Origin of the sequence: Pseudomonas sp. 21LCFQ02 (assembly GCF_024129895.2) — a bacterium.
In the GTDB taxonomy this organism is placed as follows: domain Bacteria; phylum Pseudomonadota; class Gammaproteobacteria; order Pseudomonadales; family Pseudomonadaceae; genus Aquipseudomonas.
Genome location: NZ_CM178749.1, coordinates 1319277 through 1340305 on the forward strand (window position 1 = coordinate 1319277; position 21029 = coordinate 1340305).

Consider the following 21029-nt stretch of genomic DNA (forward strand, 5'->3'; position numbering starts at 1 on the left):
CTCAAGGGGTCTGCCACTGCCCTTGGCTCTGGCCCTCGCAAAACGGTTTGAGGTACGCAGCATCGCTGGCCACGCCGTAATAGTGGATATGCTCGCGATAGGGCATATTGGCAACCTGAGCGTCACGGCATACGCCAAAAGCGCCTGCCGGGCATTGCTCGACAAACTGTACCTCGACCTTTTGCCCGGCCAGTTGCGGCTGGCAGAAACTGTCGTGGAACAGGTTGTCTGGCACTGAGACATTCTCCTGACACACCTTCACATCCAGGCGCTGCGCCTGGGTGTGGACAACACAGGCTGCGGCCCGCACCTGGCCTGAGGCGAGTGTCAGCAGTGCTGTCGCCAGCATGGTTGCCCATCGTGATTGCAAACCCTGTCCTCCTGAAGCGAACTGATGCTGCAGAACATTCCCACTCATGTCATCGGTGGCCCGTTGGGCGCCGGCAAGACCAGCCTGATCCGTCACCTGTTGGCGCACAAACCCGCTGACCAGCGCTGGGCGGTACTGATCAACGAGTTCGGCCAGATCGGCCTGGACGCCGCGCTGCTGACCACCGGCGCCGATGGTATCGCACTTGGCGAAGTGGCTGGCGGCTGCCTGTGCTGCGTCAATGGCGTGCCGTTCCAGATTGGCCTGGGTCGGCTGCTGCGCAAAGCCCGGCCCGACCGGCTGTTGATCGAACCGTCGGGTCTTGGCCATCCGGCACAGTTGATTGCCCAGTTGCAGCAGCCACCCTGGCAGGGCGTGCTGCGGGTGATGCCAGCGGTCATGGTTCTCGATGCCCAGGCATTGGCGGCCGGCCAGCCATTGCCCGATACCCAGCAGCAGGCGCTGGCGGCTGCCGGGTTGCTGGTGCTTAACAAGGCTGAGGGTTTATCCGACGCTGTCCGCCAGCGGCTGGCCGAGCGTTTGCCGGCGTTGCCACGGGTCTGGTGCAGCCAGGGCCGCTTGTCATTGTCACAGTTGCCGGGTGTGGACAGTTTGACAGCTGTGGATAACCCTCAGGCTGAGCAGGCACTGCCAGCGAGCATTCAGGCAGCAGCGCCGCACTGGGCAGATGTTGCGACGCCATGGGTGCTCAGCCAGGGCAGTGCCGACGGCTGGAGCGTAGGCTGGCGCTGGCACCCTTCGCAGCGTTTCGATTGCAGGCAACTGGCGCAGTGGCTGGCTGCCCTGAACTGGCGACGCGCCAAACTGGTGGTGCACAGCGAGCAGGGTTGGTGTTCAGCCAACGCGCTGGCAGGGGCGGGTGTGCAATGGCAAGCCAGCGAGTGGCGCCAGGACTCGCGGCTGGAGCTGATCTTTGATGAGGCTCAGGATGTGGCGGCCCTTCAAGCCGGGTTGAGTGCTTGCCGAATAGCCTGAAAAATCATTGCTTCCATTTCTGATGCGACTGGCGCCATTCGTCGAGACGGATCACTTCGGCAGACGGTGGAGGCGGCTTGATCTCGAAAGGATAGGGGGCCAGCTCGATCTGCGCGCTGTGCGCGCCGAATTGAGTAATGCTGCCAGGATGACGCTGTTCGCCAGTGACGGTGAATTCAAAACTGTAGATACGCGCCAGGCGTTTGCGGCCATGGGCGTCGGCGGTCCACGCCAGACGCTTGAAGGCGACGTTCTCGTCGAGCAGTTCCAGATCGAGCCGTGCGCAATGTTGCTTGACCCGCTCCAGCGCTTTTTCACGCAGACCGTGGGCATGCCAAAGCCAGGCTGCCCCGGTGGCGAGCAGCATCAGCACAAAAATATTACCCAGGGTCAGCATGACGGTGTACTCCAGCCGATGAGCCAAACAGGCTGCTACAGATTAACTGGGTGCGATCAATTCCAGCCAGAGCGGGCGCAGTAAATTTCGCACGACTGCATTTGTGTCCTGTTACGCAACGCAGATGAAACGTATCTGTATTTTTACCAAGCTGGCGCGAAAAGCCCCTTCCTTCAGGTGGGGGATGAAAGCGCCACCGCGAAGCGGTCATAGGGGTTAACATCCATAAAACCGCCCTATCCTGTGTTTCATGACTGAAATGAAAGCGACCAAAACCCTCAAGGTTCGAGTGCGGGACAAGCATGCAGCGCAGCTGCGTGAAGCTTCTCGTGCTGTGAATTTTGTGTGGAACTACGTAAACGAGTTGAGCCGTCGCTCGATTCGTGAGCGCGGTCGTTTTCTGTCAGCGTTCGACATTCACAAGTACACCAACGGGGCCAGCAAAGACCTGGGGCTGCACAGCCAATCGGTGCAGGCTGTTGCCGACGAATATGTCACACGGCGCAAGCAGTTCAAAAAGCACCAGCTCCGCTGGCGCTGCTCGGGCGGCGCTCGGCGCAGCCTGGGCTGGGTGCCCCTCAAGGCCGGCGCTGCTGTCTGGAAAAACGGCCAGGTCGTCTTCAACAAACAGCACTTCAAGGTCTGGGACAGCTACGGCCTGGCGGGCTTTAAATTCAGGTCCGGTAGCTTCAACGAGGACACCCGTGGGCGCTGGTATTTCAACGTCGTGGTCGAGGTCGATCGCCAGTTATCGCCAGGCCAGGACGCGGTGGGTATCGACCTCGGACTGAAAACCACGGCCACCTGCAGCGACGGTCATCGCCTTGAAAGCGGCAGGTTCTACCGGGATCTGGAGAGAGCCCTGGGCACGGCCCAGCGCGCCGGCAAGAAGGCCCGTGTGCGGGCGATTCACGCCAGGATTGCGAACCGCCGCAAGGATGCCCTGCATAAGTTCAGCAACGCGCTGGTAGCGCGTTGTGGCGTCATTGTGGTGGGCGATGTGAACTCACTGAAACTCGCGAAAACCAGGATGGCCAAGTCGGTGCTGGACGCCGGCTGGGGTCAATTGAAAACCATGCTGGAATACAAATGCGATCACGCAGGCACGGTTTTCAAGGTTGTTAGCGAGAGAAACACCACCCAAACCTGTTCGAGCTGCAAGCAATTGCCGGACTCGAGGCCGAGAGGTATCGCAGGGCTTGGAATAAGGGAATGGACTTGTTGTGGGTGTGGTGCCACCCACGACCGCGACGTCAACGCCGCCAAGAACATTCTCGCGCTCGGGCATGAGCGTCCAATTGTGGGAATCCCGGCCCTTTAGGGCGGGGAGGATGTCAAAGCGCCTCTTCCTTGATTTCCTGATAGCGCTTTTCCAGTTCCTGACGCAGTTGACGACGATGCTGGGCCTGCATGAAGCGGCGGCGGGCATCCGGGGTCTGCGGCTCCAGCGGCGGGACGCGCACCGGTTTGCGATTGTCATCAATCGCGACCATGGTAAAGAAGCAACTGTTGCTATGGCGTACCGAGCGCTCGCGGATATTTTCGGTGACCACCTTGATCCCCACTTCCATGGAGGTATTACCGGTGTAGTTCACCGAGGCCAGAAAGGTCACCAGCTCACCGACATGCACCGGCTCGCGAAAGATCACCTGGTCCACCGACAGGGTCACCACATAACTGCCAGCGTAGCGTGCGGCGCAGGCATAGGCGACTTCGTCCAGGTACTTGAGCAGGGTGCCGCCGTGCACATTGCCAGAGAAGTTGGCCATGTCCGGGGTCATCAATACGGTCATCGTCAGTTGCGCGTTTCCAGGTTCCATTGCTGATTCTCACGGTCAAGGTAGGGAGAAGACGCCTATGCTGGCATTTGCTGATACGTGCAGATAACGCGACGCCTGGCGAGTATTTTACGTCACGCGCGGTAACCGATCTGTTTCCATATATTGCACCGGCTTTATGGCAAAGGGTGCAGTGTTACTCTGCAAAAACCCTTGCACAGGGTTTTCCCACACCTATACCCAATTGACGACGTTGCCGGTCACCTGACCTTGCCTGCGCTATGGACCATGCGTGCAAGCGGCAGCGCCATTATTTAAGGAGCCACACCCGCCATGCATGCTGTTGACTTCATCCAGGATCTGGCAGTGATCATGCTGGTGGCCGGGGTGGTGACGATTGTCTTTCACCGCCTCAAGCAGCCGGTGGTACTGGGCTACATTGTCGCCGGCTTTCTGATCGGGCCGCATACGCCGCCGGTTGGTCTGATCCATGACGAACACACGATCAAGATTCTTGCCGAACTGGGGGTGATCTTCCTGATGTTCTGCCTGGGCCTTGAGTTCAGCCTGCGCAAGCTGTTCAAGGTCGGTGCGACGGCGTTCATCGCGGCGTTCCTGGAAATCTTCCTGATGATCTGGCTCGGTTACGAGATTGGCCAGTATTTCGGCTGGGGAACCATGGATTCGCTGTTCCTGGGGGCGATTCTGGCGATTTCCTCGACGACCATCATCGTCAAGGCGCTCAACGACCTGAAGATGAAGAACCAGCATTTTGCCCAGTTGATCTTTGGCGTGCTGATCGTCGAAGACATTCTGGGGATTGGCATCATCGCGCTGCTGTCGGGTATCGCGGTCAGCGGTGCGGTCAGTTCCGGCGAGGTGTTCTCCACGGTCGGCAAGCTGTCGCTGTTCATGATCGTTGCCTTGGTCGTCGGCATCCTGCTGGTGCCGCGTCTGCTGGCCTATGTAGCACGCTTTGAAAGCGACGAAATGCTACTGATCACCGTACTGGGCCTGTGCTTCGGCTTCTGCCTGCTGGTTGTGCGGCTGGAATACAGCATGGTGCTGGGCGCGTTCCTGATCGGCGCGATCATGGCCGAGTCGCGCCAACTGTTGAAAATCGAGCGCTTGATCGAGCCGATTCGTGACATGTTCAGTGCCATTTTCTTCGTTGCTATCGGCCTGATGATTGATCCGGCGATTCTCATCGAATACGCCTGGCCGATTGTGGTGATCACCCTGGCGGTGGTGCTGGGCAAGATGATCTCCTGCGGTCTGGGGGCGTTCATTGCCGGTAACGATGGCCGCACGTCGCTGCGCGTCGGCATGGGGCTTTCACAGATTGGCGAGTTTTCGTTCATCATCGCCGGGCTGGGCATGACCTTGCAGGTGACCAGCGACTTTCTCTATCCGGTGGCCGTGGCGGTGTCGGTTATCACCACCTTGCTGACGCCGTACCTGATCCGCGCGGCTGATCCTTTGTCGATCAAGCTGGCCGGTGTGGTGCCGCGTCGTGTCGGGCGGGTCTTCACCATGTACGGCGAGTGGCTGCGCAGCATCCAGCCGCAGGGTCAGAGCGCAATGCTGGCGTCGATGATCCGCAGGATTCTGCTGCAGGTCGGTGTCAACCTGGCGCTGGTGGTGGCGATCTTCTTCAGCGGCGGTTATTTCGCCGGCCGCATCGGCGCTTACATGAGCGATTGGGTGGCCGATGTCGGGCATCAGAAGGCCTGGATCTGTGGCGCGGCGCTGCTGTTGTCGCTGCCGTTCCTGATCGCCGCCTACCGCAAGCTCAAGGCGCTGTCGATGCTGCTGGCCGAAATGGGCGTGAAGCCGGACAAGGCCGGCCGTCACACCGAGCGGGTGCGCAAGATCGTGGCTGAAGTGATTCCGCTGTTGTCGCTGGTGGTCATCTTCGTCCTGCTGGCCGCATTGTCAGCCAGCATTCTGCCAACCCTGGAGCTGCTGGTGGTCATCCTGCTGGTTGCGGCGGTGGTCGCCGCAGTGCTATGGCGCTGGTTTATCCGTGTGCATTCACGGATGCAGATTGCCCTGCTGGAAACCCTGGGCAATAACCAGGACACCCCAGGGCATTGACCTTGCGCGCGGGTCTGGCTGGAAACTCAGCTTTCCAGCCAGACGTCGCGGGCCCAGTGCCAGACCGATTCCCAGCTCTCCTCGGTGACGATTTCTTCTTCGCCAGACCACAGCACCACGGTGCCGTCTTCTTCAACGCAGTAATAGTCGTCGCCATCCTGGCACAGCGGCACCAGATCGCGCTCGACACCGGCATCCCAGGCATTGGCTGCCACGTCGGGCAGGTAGGTGTGCGATTGCGGGTCGGTCACGGTGACCGGCTCAAGGCTGCCGTAGACCACATCGCTGACCTGCAGCAAAAACTCCCGCAAGCCAAATGGCATGTTGATCAGCAGTTCTTCCTCGATTTCGACCAGCAGGTCTTCGTCGGGCAGTTCAAGCCGCACCGGAACCGGCTCGTTCTGTTCACGCAATTGTTCGATGACTTCTTCCACGGCATGGATCCTCTGAGCTAGATGGCGCGGGTTATACAGTAGCCGAAAGCCGCTTTCAAAATAACTATCCGAACGGGTAACAAAAAACCCCGGAACGAGTCCGGGGTTTCGATCACACAAGGGCGCCGGTAGTTCAGCCGTTCTGGCGAATACCTGCAACCAGCCATGGCTGGTTTTCACCTGGCGCGCGTTCCATGTTCCAGCTTTCGCTAAAGGCTTCGCCCTTGTCGAAACGCGAGTTTTTGGACACGCCGTGGAAGGTCAGGGTGGCGATGGTGCGGTCGGCACGGTCATCCACACCGTCAAGTTGAACCTGCAGGTCGTCGATGTAGGTGGACTGGAAGCCGTCACCCTGTTCGGCACGTTCGCGTTTCAGGAATTGCAGCATGTTCGGGGTGACGAACTCGGCAATCTTGTCCATCTCGTTGGCGTCCCAGTGTTGCTGCAAGGCCTGGAAGTGCTGACGGGCGGCTTCCAGGAAGCGCTCTTCGTTGAACCAGGCAGGCGCATTGATCGCCGGGGCCGCAGCGGGCGCAGCCGACGAACCGAAGATCGGAGCGTTGTTCGGCTGAACGGTTTCACGCTGGTAGGGCGCACCGGCACCCGCCATGCTCGCTTGTTGCTGCTGGGCGCGGCGACGGGCGATGAAGCGGAAGATCAGGAAGGCGATCAGGCCGATGATCAGGAAGTCGAACAGCTGCATGCCGTCGAAGCCGTCACCCATGAACATGGCGGCCAGCATGCCACCGGCGGCGATGCCTGCCAGCGGGCCGAGCCAGCGCGATGCGCCGCTGGCCGCAGGGGTTGGACGGGCAGCAGCGTTAGGGGCCGCAGCCGGGGTGGCTGGAGTGGCCTGGCGCGATTGATGAACCGGTGCCGAGCCGCTGCTCTTGCCGCCGCCGAAACGTGCGGCGTTGGCGTCCAGGCTCAGCGTCAGGCTGAGGCACAAGGCCATGGCGATGCTGAAAAAGCGTTGCATAAGGGGATTCCCGTTTTTATGAATAGCACGCGCGCAATGGTGCACAGGGTGCAGGCCATTGGCTAGTGAAGGTATGTTTCGAGCTTTTGCATGAAGCTGAAAGCGGCACTGAAGACACCGCATACCGTAGGAGCGGCTTTAGCCGCGAAGGCTTCGCGGCTAAAGCTGCTCCTACGGGGGGCGTGTCAAATCGCTTCGAGCTTGGCGTAGCCCATCATCAGCCACTTGCTGCCTTCGGCGAAGTTGACCTGCACCCGGGCCTGGGCGCCGGCGCCTTCGAAGTTGAGGATCACGCCTTCACCAAACACTGCGTGTTTGACCTGCTGGCCCAGGCTGAACTGGGTTTCCGGGATGCCGGTACCGCTGAACAGGCTGCTGTTGTTGACCTTTGGGGTGCCGCCGAACGGCCGGCTGACGCTGTTGGACAGGCGTACTTCCTGGATCAGCCCGGTCGGGATCTCGCGTACGAAACGCGACACCTTGTTGTAGGTCTCACTGCCGTACAGGCGGCGGGTTTCGGCGTAGGTCATGACCAGTTGCTGCATGGCCCGGGTGATACCGACATAGGCCAGGCGCCGCTCTTCTTCCAGGCGCCCCGGCTCTTCGAGGCTCATCTTGTGCGGAAACAGGCCTTCTTCCATGCCCACCAGGAACACGTGGGGGAATTCCAGGCCTTTGGCGCTGTGCAGGGTCATCAACTGAATGCTGTCTTCGTGCTCATCGGCCTGGGCGTCGCCGGCTTCCAGCGAGGCGTGGCTGAGGAAGGCCGCCAGCGGCGACAGGTCTTCTTCGTTTTCGCTGTTTTCGAAAGCGCGGGCGGCGCTGACCAGTTCCTCAAGGTTTTCTACCCTGGCCTGGCCTTTTTCGCCCTTTTCCTGCAGATGGTAGTCGATCAGCCCCGATTGCTCGATGACGGTCTGGGTCATCAGGTGCAGCGGCATGTCCATGACCTTGGCGGCCAGGTTGTCGATCAGCTCGACAAAACCGTTGAGGGCGCTGGCAGCGCGGCCGGTCAGGCCCTTGTTGGCCACCAGCAGGCACATGGCTTCCCACATGGAGACGCTGCTGTGCCGGGCATGTTCGCGGATGGCTTCGACAGTCTTCTCGCCGATGCCGCGGGCCGGCACATTGATGACCCGCTCCAGCGCAGCATCGTTGCCACGGCCTTCGAGCAAGCGCAGGTAGGCCATGGCGTTTTTGATTTCGGCGCGTTCGAAGAAGCGCTGGCCGCCATAGATACGGTACGGAATTCGTTCGCGCAGCAGCGCTTCTTCAAGCACCCGGGACTGGGCGTTGGAGCGATACAGGATAGCGATATCGCTACGTGACAGACCGCTCTTGAGCGCGCTCTCGATGGTCTCGACCACATAGCGTGCTTCGTCGTGTTCGTTGAAGGCCGCATACAGGCTGATCAGTTCGCCATCGCCGCCGTCGGTCCACAGCTCTTTGCCCAAGCGGCCACTGTTATTGACGATCAGACCGTTGGCCGCCTTGAGAATGCTGGCGGTGGAGCGGTAGTTCTGCTCCAGGCGGATGACTTCTGCGTCGGGGAAGTCTGAAGAATACTGCTGGATGTTCTCGATGCGTGCGCCGCGCCAGCCGTAGATCGACTGGTCGTCGTCGCCGACCACCATCAGGCTGTCGCCGCCCTTGGCCAGCAAGCGCAACCAAGCGTACTGCACGGCGTTGGTGTCCTGGAACTCGTCGACCAGCACATGCCGGAAACGGCGCTGATAGTGTTCCAGCAGGCCGGGATGGTCACGCCACAGGTCCAGGGCACGCAGCAGCAGTTCGGAGAAGTCGATGACCCCGGCGCGCTGGCAGGCGACCTCGTAGGCCTCATAGATGCTGCGCATGGTCATCAGGAACAGATCGCCACTGGCCTGAATGTGTTGCGGGCGCAGGCCTTCGTCCTTCTGGCCGTTGATGAACCATTGAGCCTGGCGGGCCGGCCATTTCTGCTCATCCAGCCCCAGCTCACGGATTACCCGCTTGACCAGGCGCTGCTGGTCGTCGCTGTCGAGAATCTGGAAGGTCTGGACCAGGCCGGCTTCCTGCCAGTGCGCGCGCAGCAGGCGATGGGCCAGGCCGTGGAAGGTGCCGACCCACATACCGGCCGGGCTGATGCCCATCAGTTGCTCGATACGGTGACGCATCTCGGCGGCGGCCTTGTTGGTGAAGGTCACCGACAGGATCGAGTGCGTCGAGGCCTGCTCGACCTGCATCAGCCAGGCGATACGGTGCACCAGGACGCGGGTTTTGCCGGAGCCAGCGCCAGCCAGGACCAACTGACGACCCATGGGCGCGGCTACTGCCTGGCGCTGGGCGTCGTTGAGGGAATTGAGCAAAAGGGAGAGGTCATCATGCATGGGCGACATTCTAGGGTTTGCATTGATGCCGGGCAAACCATGCGTGCACCCATGGATATAAAAAGTCTGGGTCAGCAAACGATTGCGCGCTGGCGCAGCGCCGGTATCAAGGCCGCAACCTGTCTGGCTCAAGGTTGTCAGAGAAATAAGGCGATAATTTTTCTACACTCAGGCTGTTTGGACTTGCCGAGTGCTTGTGTATGCTCCGCACACGCTCAAGGCACCCTAATATCAACAAGAATGACGCCATGACTCTCCGCTTCAGTCCGCACGATCCCTTTGGCACGCGTCGTCGGGACATCCGCCAGCAGTTTGCCCCGCACCTTGAGGTCGAGCGCACCCGGCTGCTCTATCAAGGCTCGCTGCTGCCCACGCTGTGTATGTTCATCAATGGCCTGATCTGCGCCTGGCTGTTATGGAGCCCGCAGCGCGACTGGCAGGTGGGTATCTGGCTGGTCTGGCTGGTGGCTCTGGTCGGCTTGCGCATCGTGCAGGTCACCGCGTTTCATGCCGCAGCGCCCGAGCGTCAGGCGCTGCCAGCCTGGCGGCACCGGTTTTTGCTCGGCGCGCTGGTCAGCGGTCTGACCCTGGCCTGCGCGGCGATGCTGCTGGTGCCGGTGGACAATTTCGAACAGCAAGCCTGGGTGTTCGGCATGATCGGCGTGGCGACTCTGTCGGCCAGTGTCGCTTATGCAGTGAGCCTCTCGGCGTTCTTCACGTTCAGCCTGTCCTGCCTGCTGCCGCCGATCATCTACCTGTTCTGGGGCACAGATGTGCCCAATCGTGGCTGGGGCTGGCTGGGGCTGGTGGTGTTGCTGGCGCTGATCGTGGTGGTGGTGCAGATCAATCGTCTGGTCCGGCGCAGCCTGATCCAGCGCTTTCAGAATCAGGCGCTGATCGAGCATCTGCAGCAGGCTCAGAGCCGCAGCGAACAGCTCAATGAAGAGCTGGCCAGAGAAATCGAACAACGCCGCCAGGCCGAGCGCAGTTTGCGCAAGGCTCAGGCCGGTCTGCAGAATCGTGTCGAACAGCGCACCCGGGAGCTGGAGCAGGCTCGCCAGGCGTTGAGCAAGAGCCCGCCGCCCCTGGCGGCGACGGTATTTGCCTCGGCCAACGAAGGCATTGTCATCTTCGACCCCGAGTACCGGATTCTGACCATCAACCAGGCATTCAGCCGGGTTTCGGGTTACAGCCAGGAAGACCTGGTCGGCCGTAAGGTCACCGATATCGCCAGCAGCCGCGATGCCCGGCGCTACTTCCCGGCCATTCATCAGGCGCTGGAAGAAACCGGCCATTGGCAGGGCGAGTTGGTAGAAGCGCGCAAGAACGGCGAACTGTACCCGCAATGGTTGCAGTTGAGCCTGGTACGTGATGCTGCGGGAACGGCCAGTCACATTGTCGGCTTCTTTACCGACCTGTCATTCAAGCGTGAATCCGAAGAGCGTCTGCGCTACCTGGCGCACTTTGACGAACTGACCGGTCTGGCGAATCGCTCGCTATTTAAAGAACGCCTCAACCAGGCTTGCCAGCGAGTACGCCAGGGCTCGCGCAGTCTGGCCTTGCTGCACATCGATCTGGACCGCTTCAAGCTGCTTAACGACAGCCTGGGTCATGAAGTGGCCGACCAGTTGCTGCAGCACATCGCCCGGCGGCTGAGCAGCGCCTTGCCGGAAGCCGACACCATTGCGCGGCTGTCTGGCGATGAGTTTGCCGTGTTGTTCGATACCTATGCCAACCTCTCCAGCCTGGCGCGGGTCACTACCCGGATGCTCAACAAACTGCATGCGCCGGTACTGGTGGCCGGCCACGAGCTGGTAATCAGTGCCTCGGTAGGTATCAGCCTGCTGTCGGATTCGGCGCGCGATGTCAGCGCTTTGGTCAATCAGGCCAATATGGCCATGAAGCATGCCAAGCATCTGGGCGGCAATAACTTCCAGTTCTTCACCGAGAGTTTGCAGGCCAGCACGCTGGAACGCCTGCAAATGGAAATCCAGCTGCGCAAAGCCATCGAAGAGCAGCAGTTGCGGGTCTTTTACCAGCCCAGATTGTGCCTGAGCAGCGGACGCCTGGATGCCGCTGAGGCGCTGGTGCGCTGGCTGCATCCGGAGCGCGGCATGGTGCCGCCCGGCGAATTCATCGGCCTTGCCGAAGAAACCGGGCTGATCGGTGCGATTGGCGAGTTCGTGCTGCGCCAGGCCTGCCGGCAAGCCTGTGAGTGGGAGCGTATGGGGCTGGAGCCGATCCGGGTGTCGGTCAACCTGTCGGTGTATCAGTTGCGCCAGGGCAAGCTGGTCAGTCTGGTGCGTCAGGTGCTCGAAGAAACCGGGCTGGACCCGCACCGCCTGGAGTTGGAACTGACCGAGAGCCAGTTGCTCGACAGCGTGGAATACATCATCGCCACCTTCCAGCAACTGCGCGGGCTGGGGGTGAAGCTGGCGATCGATGATTTCGGCACCGGTTATTCGTCGCTGAGCTACCTCAAGCGCTTCCCGGTGGACTACGTGAAGATCGACCAGACCTTCATTCGTGGTCTGGACGAAGGCTCCGGTGATGCGGCGATCATTCAGGCGATCATCGCCATGGCCCACAGTCTGGGCCTGAAAGTAGTGGCCGAAGGGGTCGAAGAGCAAACCCAGCTTGAGTTTCTCAAGCAGCAGGGCTGCAACGAAGTGCAGGGCTATCTGATCAGCAGGCCGGTAGAAGCGCAGGTGCTGGCAGAAAAGCTGCAGGCTACGGTCTGAATGACGTTCGGGGCAGGGCAGTTATCGCCTTGCACGCTCTGATGTTTGCTTGGATGTGCCCTTTAGCTGGGCGTCTGGCGGCTCATGTAGTATAACTACAAGCCAGCTACACACCTGCCACCGCACCTTCTGATCGAGTCTTTCCTGTGAATCTGCTGCAACACATCACCCAGTCCCGCAACCTGCTGCGCAAGTCGGAACTCAAAGTCGCCGATCATGTGCTGCTTGATCCTGCGGCCGTGATGCACAGCTCCATGGCCGATCTCGCGCACAGCGTGGGTATCAGTGAGCCGACCATCGTGCGCTTCTGTCGCGCCATTGGCTGCACCGGCTTTCAGGACCTGAAGCTCAAGCTCGCGCAAAGCCTGGCGGCGGGTGCCAGTTTCGGTCAGTTCGCGATCAATGAAAACGACTCGGTCGCCGACTACAGCCTGAAGATTTTCGACACGACCCTGCACACCCTGATGGAAGTGCGTGAGAGTCTTGATTCCCAGGCTGTGCAGTTGGCGGTGACCGCCATGGCTGGCGCCAATCGGGTCGAATTCTACGGTTTCGGCGCTTCCGGCGCGGTGGCGGCTGATGCCCAGCACAAGTTCTTCCGCTTGCTGCTCAATGCTGCGGCCTACTCCGACCCGCACATGCAGGCCATGTCGGCGGTGACGCTCAAACCCGGTGATGTAGCGGTGTGCATTTCTCAGTCGGGGCGCTCCAAGGACCTGCTGATCAGCGCCAACATGGTTCGCGAAAGTGGCGCCACGCTGATCACCCTGTGCCCCAGCCAGACCCCGCTGGCCGAGCTGTCGACCATCAACCTGGCGATCGATGTGCATGAAGACACCGAGATTTACACGCCACTGACCTCGCGCATTGCGCACCTGGTGGTCATTGATGTGTTGGCCATGGGCGTGGCCATGGCCCGCGGCCCAAGCCTGGTCAATCACCTCAAGAGCGTCAAGCGCAGCTTGCGCAGCCTGCGGCTGTCGCCCAAGTCGATCAAGAATCACGACGACTGATCCGCATTTTTTGCCTGGGCTGGTTTGTTCCGCGCATGGCGAGTGCCAGCGAACACAAGGATCGCTGGCAAATCACGCTGGCGGGTTAAATCAGGCTGCCGGCTGAATACCGCTGATGCTCAGGATGACTTCGCCTCTATGGTAGACCGACACGCTTTGGTAGCTGATCAGGTCGAACACGGAGAAACACACGGGTTTTTCGACCGCGATATTGTTGCCAATAACGGGCTTGCGGGTCAGCTGCAGGTCCAGTTGCAGGTGGGTGGGTGAACGATCTGCTGCCTGGATCAGTACCGGCTCATAGGCAGCGCTCGGCACAGTGACCATCGCTGACACCTTGACCTCACTCTTGTTGGTGCTTGCTACGTTTTCGAACTGGATATTCCAGTTTTTGGTTTGAATGCTCATCTCGAATATTCCTTTATTTATGGTTGGCTGCGGGATGCCAAGAAGCTTTTGCGTCCTGCAGATTCACTGTCCGGGAATCGAGAAACCGGTGTGCGGTACATATGGATATTGGCTTGCGGGTTCTTGATATCGTTTTATTCAGATGTGTTGGTGAGTAGCCGTGCGTTGGCGCGAAGGACTGTTGCGCGCCTGTTTTATCCTCGCGCTGGCTGGCTCGTCTGGGTTTTTAGAGGTGCGCCAGAGGCGCTCGGAAGGTTTTGAAGCGCTTGCAAAATTTCATCAGCCTGTCATGCCTTTGCCAAGGTATCGTCATCGCTGCAAGCCACTCTGAAGCTCCCGCATAACGTACTGGGAGACAGAAAATGGCTCGGCATTACGATGATATTCAGAACAGCGCCGTAAAAACCCGCCGTCAGCAAGAAGATCAGCGGCGCATGGCGTTTCGCCGTGCAATCGAAACCTACTCCGAAGAACGTCGCCTGACCCAGAGTCTTGGCGACTATATCGACGACGTTCCTGACCAGCTTTGGCAAGTCAGCCTCGCGTCTTCTGATCGTCGAAGCGCTCGGCCAGCCGGCTGATCTGCGCTCGCTCGGTGCGGATAAAGCCCAGGAAGGCATGCGCCACCGGCGACAGCCGCTTGTCCCGGGCCTGAACCACGCACCAACTGCGATACAGCGGCAACTCGGCCACCGGCAGCTCCTTGAGTGTGCCGCTGGCCAGTTCGGCGCTCAGCGCATGGCGAGTCAGCATCGCCAGCCCGAGACCTGCGACCACGCACTCGCGCTGCGCTTCACTGGAGGACACTTCCAGGGTCTGGGTGAAGTGCACACGCTTTTCCTTGAAGTATTCCTCGCAGGCTTTGCGCGTGCCCGAGCCGCTTTCACGAATCAGCAGCGGCCATGGCTCCAGATCTTTCAGGCTCAGCTGCGCCTGCTCGCACAGCGGATGACCGGCAGGCGCCACCGCGACAATCGGGTTGTTGAGAAAGGGCAGGAACTCCAGGTCCATGTCCTGGGGCACCATCGACATGATCACCAGGTCATCGCGGTTATCTGACAAACGCCGGATCACCTGAGCGCGGTTGACCACTGCCAGTGCCAGGCTGACTTCCGGGTATTGGCGCTTGAAGGCAGCGAACAGGTGCGGCACGAAGTATTTGCAGCTGGACTCGATGGCCAGCTTCAACTGGCCCTGAAGCGAGCCCTGCATGTCCGATAATTGCATGTCCAGGCTTTCGAGACGCCCAAAAATATCGCGACTGGCCTGGCGCAGAGCGTCGGCGGCTTCGGTCAGGTATAGCTTTTTGCCCACGTACTCGAACAGCGGTTGGCCGACCAGCTCTTCAAGCTGGCGAATCTGCAGGCTGACAGCAGGTTGAGTGAGCGACATTTCTTCTGCCGCCCGGCTGTAGGAGCGCAGGTCGCACACTTCGTTGAAAATTCGTAATTGACGCAATGTCATACGCATCAATGACTTACGCATTTTTTTGGCATCCGGTTCAGGCTTGAGACACTGACTATAAGCTTTTGCTTATGCTTCACCCAATTTTTACTGATTTTTGTTTATCGCTGATCCGGCTTAGGGTGTCTTGGCGTCGACGAGTCACATGAGCTGTTACAAAAATAGAGCGACGACTGTCCGGGTTCACGGGCAGTCCAGTGCCGACCGGGATACCCGGAAGGTCTGAATCAATGGTCGAGGAAAAGCCAGTGATCAAGAAAATCCTGATCGCCAACCGCGGAGAGATTGCCGTGCGCATCGTGCGCGCCTGCGCCGAGATGGGCATTCGCTCGGTTGCGATCTATTCGGATGCTGACCGTCATGCGCTGCATGTAAAGCGTGCCGACGAAGCCTATAGCATTGGCGAAGAGCCGCTGGCCGGGTATCTGAACCCGCGCAAGCTGGTCAACCTGGCGGTAGAGACCGGTTGCGATGCGTTGCACCCCGGTTATGGTTTTCTGTCGGAAAACGCCGAACTGGCGGATATCTGCGCCGAACGCGGGATAAAGTTTATCGGCCCGGCGGCCGAAGTCATCCGCCGCATGGGCGACAAGACCGAAGCGCGACGCAGCATGATCAAGGCCGGCGTGCCGGTGACTCCCGGCACCGAAGGCAACCTGGCCGATATCGCCGAGGCGCTGACCGAAGGTGACCGCATTGGCTATCCGGTGATGCTCAAGGCCACCTCCGGCGGCGGCGGGCGCGGCATCCGCCGTTGCAACAGCCGCGAAGAGCTGGAGCAGGCATTCCCTCGGGTGATTTCCGAAGCCACCAAGGCGTTTGGTTCGGCAGAAGTGTTCCTGGAAAAATGCATCGTCAACCCCAAGCACATCGAGGCGCAGATTCTCGGTGACAGTTTTGGCAATGTCGTGCACCTGTTCGAGCGTGATTGTTCGATTCAGCGCCGCAACCAGAAACTGATCGAGATCGCCCCCAGCCCGCAACTGACCCCCGAGCAGCGTGCCTATATCGGTGACCTGTCGGTGCGTGCGGCCAAGGCGGTGGGCTACGAGAATGCCGGTACTGTGGAGTTCCTGCTCGCCGAGGGCGAGGTGTACTTCATGGAGATGAACACCCGGGTGCAGGTGGAGCACACCATCACCGAAGAAATCACCGGCATCGATATTGTTCGTGAGCAGATCCGCATTGCTTCGGGCCTGCCGCTGTCGATCAAGCAGGAAGACATTATCCACCGCGGTTTTGCCCTGCAGTTCCGGATCAACGCCGAAGATCCGAAAAACGGCTTTCTGCCCAGCTTCGGCAAGATCACCCGTTACTACGCGCCCGGTGGCCCTGGCGTGCGTACCGACACGGCGATCTATACCGGCTACACCATTCCGCCGTACTACGACTCGATGTGCCTGAAGCTGATCGTCTGGGCGCTGACCTGGGAAGAGGCCATGGACCGCGGCCTGCGGGCGCTGGATGACATGCGCTTGCAGGGTGTGAAGACCACCGCTGCCTATTACCAGGAAATCCTGCGCAATCCGGAGTTTCGTACCGGGCAGTTCAACACCAGCTTCGTTGAAGCCCATCCTGAACTGACCAATTACTCGATCAAGCGCAAACCTGAAGAGCTGGCCCTGGCCATCGCCGCCGCCATCGCTGCCCACGCCGGCCTGTGAGGAATACAACAATGAGTAAGAAGATTTTCGTCACCGACACCATCCTGCGTGACGCTCACCAGTCGCTGCTGGCCACCCGCATGCGCACCGAGGACATGCTGCCGATCTGCGACAAGCTCGACAAGGTCGGTTACTGGTCGCTGGAAGTCTGGGGCGGCGCGACTTTCGACGCCTGTGTGCGCTTTCTCAAGGAAGACCCATGGGAGCGCCTGCGCCAGCTGCGCGCGGCATTGCCCAACACTCGTCTGCAGATGCTGCTGCGCGGTCAGAACCTACTGGGCTACCGCCACTACAGCGACGATGTGGTCAAGGCGTTTGTTGCCAAGGCAGCGGTCAACGGCATCGACGTGTTCCGTATTTTCGACGCCATGAACGACGTGCGTAACCTGCGCGTGGCCATCGAAGCGGTCAAGGCTGCCGGCAAGCACGCCCAGGGCACCATTGCCTACACCACCAGCCCTGTGCATACCATCGATGCGTTCGTGGTCCAGGCCAAGCAGATGGAAGCCATGGGTTGCGACTCGATCGCCATCAAAGACATGGCCGGCCTGCTGACACCATTCGCCACCGGTGAGCTGGTCCGGGCGCTGAAGTCCGAGCTGTCGCTGCCGGTGTTCATCCACTCCCACGACACTGCCGGCCTTGCTGCCATGTGCCAGCTCAAGGCCGTCGAAAACGGCGCCGATCACATCGACACCGCGATCTCCAGCTTCGCCTGGGGCACCAGCCATCCGGGCACCGAGTCGATGGTCGCTGCGCTCAAGGGCACTGAGTTCGATACCGGCCTGGATCTGGAACTGCTGCAGGAAATCGGCCTGTACTTCTACGCGGTGCGCAAGAAGTACCACCAGTTCGAAAGCGAATTCACCGCTGTCGATACCCGTGTGCAGGTCAACCAGGTGCCGGGCGGGATGATTTCCAACCTCGCCAACCAGCTCAAGGAGCAGGGTGCCCTGAGCCGCATGAGCGAGGTACTGGCCGAGATTCCACGGGTACGCAAGGACCTCGGCTACCCGCCGCTGGTGACCCCGACCTCGCAGATTGTGGGTACCCAGGCGTTCTTCAACGTGCTGGCCGGCGAGCGCTACAAAACCATCACCAACGAGGTGAAGCTTTACCTGCAAGGCGGCTACGGCAAAGCGCCGGGTGAGGTGGACGACAAGCTGCGCCGTCAGGCCATCGGCAGCGAAGAGCTGATTGATGTGCGCCCGGCCGACCTGCTCAAGCCGGAAATGGCCAAACTGCGCACCGATATTGGCGCTCTGGCCAAGTCCGAAGAGGACGTGCTGACTTTCGCGATGTTCCCGGACATTGGTCGCAAGTTCCTCGAAGAGCGCGCAGCGGGCACCCTGACTCCAGAAGTGCTGCTACCGATCCCCGAAGCCGGCGGCGTGGCCCGTGCAGGCGGCGAGGGTGTACCGACCGAGTTCGTCATCGACGTCCACGGCGAGACTTACCGGGTCGATATCACCGGGGTCGGGGTCAAGGCTGAAGGCAAACGCCACTTCTACCTGTCTATCGACGGCATGCCGGAAGAAGTGGTGTTCGAGCCGCTCAACGAGTTCGTCAGCGGCGGCGCCAGCAAGCGCGGCCAGGCCAGTGCGCCAGGCCATGTCAGCACCGCCATGCCGGGCAACATCGTCGACGTATTGGTCAAGGAGGGCGACACCGTCAAGGTCGGCCAGGCCGTGTTGATCACCGAAGCGATGAAAATGGAAACCGAAGTTCAGGCACCGATTGCCGGCAAGGTCGTGGCCATCCATGTGGCCAAGGGCGACCGCGTCAATCCGGGCGAAATCCTGGTCGAGATCGAAGGCTGACCGCTCCTCACAGTTACAACGGTTAACCTCATTTGGGGAGCGTATGCTCCCCTTTTTTTTGCCCGTCATTGACTGTAGGAACGGCTGCAGCCGTAAATACCTGATCTGCAGTAAAGTGCATTTTTTACGCTGCCAGGCCGTTAAAAATGCACTATAGTGCAGATTAACCGCTCAGCCTGATCGGTTAAATGCATTAAATTGCAGGTGAGCTATGTATAACCTGACATTGCAGGCATTCTTCAACGGAGCCTGGCAAGACGCCATGACGCTGTCTTTCGCCGAGCCAGCCAAAGGCTTCGAAAGCCCGTGCCGCATCAGTTACAAATCCACTTATGTGCATGCCAACCCAGAAGCGTTCGAAAGCACATTCGAGCCTGCGGTGAGCATTGGCATGCCGGTGGACTTTGAGCCGCTCTCGCTGCCGCACGCCCCGGCCTTCTTGCATGACATTGCCCCGGCGGGTGCGGCGAAGCGCTATCTGATGGCCTTTTTGGGTCGGCAAAAGCCGCAAGACATCAACGACGACCTGTATTTATTGGGCCGTTGCACGCCTGCCCCGGTTGGCCATCTGCGTATCAAGGAGTCGGCCGAGGCGCTTGATCAGGACCCGCCGCTGGGCTTTGCTCGTGATGATGTGATTACCCGGGACCAACGGTTTCTGGAATATGCCTACGAGCAGGGCGCGGCGATTGGCGGTGCCACCGGTGCCGGAGGGGAAGCGCCGAAACTGCTGATGACCCAAGGGGCTGATGGCCTGCTGTATCCGGACGCGATCCTGCCCGATCAGCAGGCGCGTGCACATTGGTTCATCAAGTTCGCCCGCAATCAGGCCTTGAACAATGATCAGGACATTCTGCGCAGCGAATACCTGTATTACCGGGCGCTTGGGCAACTGGGCATCGATAGCGTGGCCACTGCCGACATGGTGCTGGAAGAGGGCAAAAAACCAAGCCTGTGGATGAGGCGTTTTGACCGGCAGGTTACCCGTCAGGGTGTCGAGCGACTGGCGGTCGAGTCGATCTACTCGCTGGCCGGTGTCACGGTGCCGGGCAGTGCGATGGAGCATGTGGAGGTCATCAGGTTATTGGCTGGTCTCTGGAGGCAAAACGGACAGCAAAAAGACATTGATGATCTGGTGGCCGAGTATCTGCGTCGTGACCTGATCAACAAGATCCTTGGCAACTCGGACAACCACGGTCGCAATACCGCTGTGATCCGCAGCCATGGTCGTTATCGGCTGGCGCCGATCTATGATCTGGCGCCCATGGTCATGGATGCCGAGGGCGTTACCCGCACCACCAAATGGGCCAGGCCGATTGAATTGGCAGGGGATATTGATTGGCGCGCAGCCTGCGAGACGCTGGCCGATATTGTTGTGCCTCAACAGGCATTCGAACGCCTGCGCCGTGACGCTGAATCACTTCGTGCCTTGCCCGACATTCTGCGTGACAGTGGCCTGCCTGAGGTGACCTTCAATCATCCGGCGATTGCCTTGAGCAACCTTGACCAGCGCTTGAGTGACTGGGGGTTGCGATGACGCTTTCCATGGATATTCGCGCACTGCTGATCGAAAACGTGCAGCAAGGCATTGCCGACGGCACCTTGCAGATTGGCGAGGCGGTAAAACGCCTGCGGGTGGAAGGGGCCGGGATGCTTCAGACCCAATATGCGCGGATGTGCAAAATCTCGGTGCGCACCCTGATCCAGATCGAGCAGGGCGAGGGCAACCCGACCATGAAGTCCCTCAATGCCGTGTTCCGCCCCTTCGGTTTGCAGATGGGTGTGGTGCGACGGCCCCGGAAGTTGTAGGCGCCCGAGTCAGATAGCCTGGCGGCACGCTTGCAGGCTTTTGATCTGCTGCCCGCCGATAAAGTTATCCTCTGCCAGCCACTGTTCGAACGCCCGCTGCAGGGGCGGCCATTCGCTGTCGATGATCGAGTACCAGGCGGTGTCGCGGTTAACGCCCTTGACCACCATGTGCTGGCGGAAAGTGCCTTCGAAGCTGAAGCCGAAGCGATCCGCCGCGCGCATGGAGCGGGCGTTGTTGGCGTTGCACTTCCACTCCAGGCGGCGATTGCCCAGGGCGAAGGACTCGCGTGCCAGCAGGTAGATGGCTTCAGTGCTTTTGGCGGTGCGCTGCATGGGCGCGCCGAAGGTGACGTGGCCGATCTCGATGCGGCCCTGGGCCGGGACGATGGACATCAGGCTGAGCATCCCTTCGACCTTGCCGGTGGTTTTGTCCACCACGCTGTAGAACCACGGGTCGCTGCTGGCGGCGTGGCCGGCCAGCCAGCTGTCGAAGTCGCTGCGTGCCTGGAAGGGGCCGTACGGCAGGTAGTCCCAGAGTTTTGCATCGGCGCCCGGACCTTCCAGTGCCAGCCACAGGTCGTCGCCATGGCGTGCCGGGTCGAGTTTTTCCAGGCGGATAAAACGTCCTTCCAGCGCTTGGGAGGTGGGCAGGCGTGCGGTTTGCCAGTTCAGCTGTACGTCGGACATGGG

Annotated in this window: 19 protein-coding genes; 10 read left to right on the forward strand and 9 right to left on the reverse strand. The window is 60.2% G+C overall.

What is annotated here, in order from left to right:
* Position 1 precedes the first annotated feature (1 nt).
* Positions 2–349, reverse strand: coding sequence for a hypothetical protein (locus tag NJC40_RS06235; protein WP_045485491.1), 348 nt, complete (start codon positions 347–349; stop codon positions 2–4).
* Between the two features lie 45 nt (positions 350–394).
* Between NJC40_RS06235 and NJC40_RS06240 the strand changes: the two genes are divergently transcribed.
* Entirely contained in the window at positions 395–1366 is a 972-nt protein-coding gene (locus tag NJC40_RS06240) for a CobW family GTP-binding protein (RefSeq protein WP_253117774.1), read from the forward strand.
* A 4-nt stretch (positions 1367–1370) separates the two neighbouring features.
* Here the strand turns inward: NJC40_RS06240 and NJC40_RS06245 are convergent, their stop codons facing one another.
* Complete coding sequence (locus tag NJC40_RS06245; RefSeq protein ID WP_045485495.1) at positions 1371–1763, reverse strand: DUF3301 domain-containing protein; 393 nt, start codon at positions 1761–1763, stop codon at positions 1371–1373.
* 259 nt (positions 1764–2022) lie between these two features.
* Here NJC40_RS06245 and NJC40_RS06250 point away from each other — a divergent pair, with 259 nt between their 5' ends.
* Entirely contained in the window at positions 2023–3084 is a 1062-nt protein-coding gene (locus tag NJC40_RS06250; protein WP_492180508.1) for an RNA-guided endonuclease InsQ/TnpB family protein, read from the forward strand.
* Between the two features lie 13 nt (positions 3085–3097).
* On the opposite strand, the gene NJC40_RS06255 is transcribed toward NJC40_RS06250, so the two are convergent.
* Positions 3098–3583, reverse strand: a complete 486-nt coding sequence (locus NJC40_RS06255) for an acyl-CoA thioesterase (RefSeq protein WP_045485497.1) — start codon at positions 3581–3583, stop codon at positions 3098–3100.
* A gap of 291 nt (positions 3584–3874) precedes the next feature.
* Here NJC40_RS06255 and NJC40_RS06260 point away from each other — a divergent pair, with 291 nt between their 5' ends.
* Positions 3875–5638 (forward strand): cation:proton antiporter, encoded by a 1764-nt coding sequence (locus NJC40_RS06260; RefSeq protein WP_045485499.1) that lies wholly within the window; start codon positions 3875–3877, stop codon positions 5636–5638.
* A 26-nt stretch (positions 5639–5664) separates the two neighbouring features.
* Here NJC40_RS06260 and NJC40_RS06265 read toward each other — a convergent pair whose 3' ends face one another.
* The 3 genes from NJC40_RS06265 to uvrD all read right to left on the reverse strand — a co-directional run bounded on the left by NJC40_RS06265 (position 5665) and on the right by uvrD (position 9420).
* Positions 5665–6072 (reverse strand): SMI1/KNR4 family protein, encoded by a 408-nt coding sequence (locus NJC40_RS06265; RefSeq protein ID WP_045485500.1) that lies wholly within the window; start codon positions 6070–6072, stop codon positions 5665–5667.
* 133 nt (positions 6073–6205) lie between these two features.
* On the reverse strand, positions 6206–7051 hold the full coding sequence (locus tag NJC40_RS06270) for a Tim44 domain-containing protein (RefSeq protein ID WP_045485501.1): 846 nt from the start codon (positions 7049–7051) through the stop codon (positions 6206–6208).
* A gap of 185 nt (positions 7052–7236) precedes the next feature.
* Positions 7237–9420, reverse strand: a complete 2184-nt coding sequence (gene uvrD, locus NJC40_RS06275) for a DNA helicase II (RefSeq protein WP_253142656.1) — start codon at positions 9418–9420, stop codon at positions 7237–7239.
* 380 nt (positions 9421–9800) lie between these two features.
* Between uvrD and NJC40_RS06280 the strand changes: the two genes are divergently transcribed.
* Both NJC40_RS06280 and hexR read left to right on the forward strand, forming a co-directional pair.
* Complete coding sequence (locus tag NJC40_RS06280) at positions 9801–12161, forward strand: putative bifunctional diguanylate cyclase/phosphodiesterase (RefSeq protein WP_492180550.1); 2361 nt, start codon at positions 9801–9803, stop codon at positions 12159–12161.
* A 146-nt stretch (positions 12162–12307) separates the two neighbouring features.
* A complete protein-coding gene (gene hexR / locus NJC40_RS06285) occupies positions 12308–13174 on the forward strand; it encodes a transcriptional regulator HexR (protein WP_045485504.1) in 867 nt (288 codons plus the stop codon).
* 90 nt (positions 13175–13264) lie between these two features.
* Here hexR and NJC40_RS06290 read toward each other — a convergent pair whose 3' ends face one another.
* Positions 13265–13582, reverse strand: coding sequence for a hypothetical protein (locus NJC40_RS06290; RefSeq protein WP_253142654.1), 318 nt, complete (start codon positions 13580–13582; stop codon positions 13265–13267).
* Positions 13583–13944: 362 nt separating this feature from the next.
* On the opposite strand from NJC40_RS06290, the gene NJC40_RS06295 reads away from it, so the two are divergent.
* Positions 13945–14163 (forward strand): PA3496 family putative envelope integrity protein, encoded by a 219-nt coding sequence (locus NJC40_RS06295; RefSeq protein ID WP_084709911.1) that lies wholly within the window; start codon positions 13945–13947, stop codon positions 14161–14163.
* Here NJC40_RS06295 and NJC40_RS06300 read toward each other — a convergent pair.
* Positions 14117–15067 carry a LysR family transcriptional regulator gene (locus tag NJC40_RS06300; protein ID WP_045485513.1) on the reverse strand — a complete coding sequence of 317 codons (951 nt, stop codon included), beginning with the start codon at positions 15065–15067 and terminating at the stop codon, positions 14117–14119. The two genes, NJC40_RS06295 and NJC40_RS06300, sit on opposite strands and share 47 nt — an antisense overlap.
* A 227-nt stretch (positions 15068–15294) precedes the next feature.
* Between NJC40_RS06300 and NJC40_RS06305 the strand changes: the two genes are divergently transcribed.
* From NJC40_RS06305 to NJC40_RS06320, 4 genes are all read left to right on the forward strand, one after another.
* Entirely contained in the window at positions 15295–16710 is a 1416-nt protein-coding gene (locus NJC40_RS06305; RefSeq protein ID WP_253142653.1) for an acetyl-CoA carboxylase biotin carboxylase subunit, read from the forward strand.
* Between the two features lie 11 nt (positions 16711–16721).
* Positions 16722–18530 carry a sodium-extruding oxaloacetate decarboxylase subunit alpha gene (gene oadA / locus NJC40_RS06310; RefSeq protein ID WP_045485514.1) on the forward strand — a complete coding sequence of 603 codons (1809 nt, stop codon included), beginning with the start codon at positions 16722–16724 and terminating at the stop codon, positions 18528–18530.
* A 211-nt stretch (positions 18531–18741) separates the two neighbouring features.
* A complete protein-coding gene (locus NJC40_RS06315) occupies positions 18742–20067 on the forward strand; it encodes a type II toxin-antitoxin system HipA family toxin (RefSeq protein WP_253142652.1) in 1326 nt (441 codons plus the stop codon).
* Positions 20064–20339 (forward strand): helix-turn-helix transcriptional regulator, encoded by a 276-nt coding sequence (locus NJC40_RS06320; protein WP_045485517.1) that lies wholly within the window; start codon positions 20064–20066, stop codon positions 20337–20339. Before NJC40_RS06315 ends, NJC40_RS06320 begins: the two co-directional genes overlap by 4 nt.
* A 9-nt stretch (positions 20340–20348) precedes the next feature.
* Here the strand turns inward: NJC40_RS06320 and NJC40_RS06325 are convergent, their stop codons facing one another.
* Complete coding sequence (locus NJC40_RS06325) at positions 20349–21026, reverse strand: GNAT family N-acetyltransferase (protein ID WP_253142651.1); 678 nt, start codon at positions 21024–21026, stop codon at positions 20349–20351.
* Between the last annotated feature and the right edge of the window lie 3 nt (positions 21027–21029).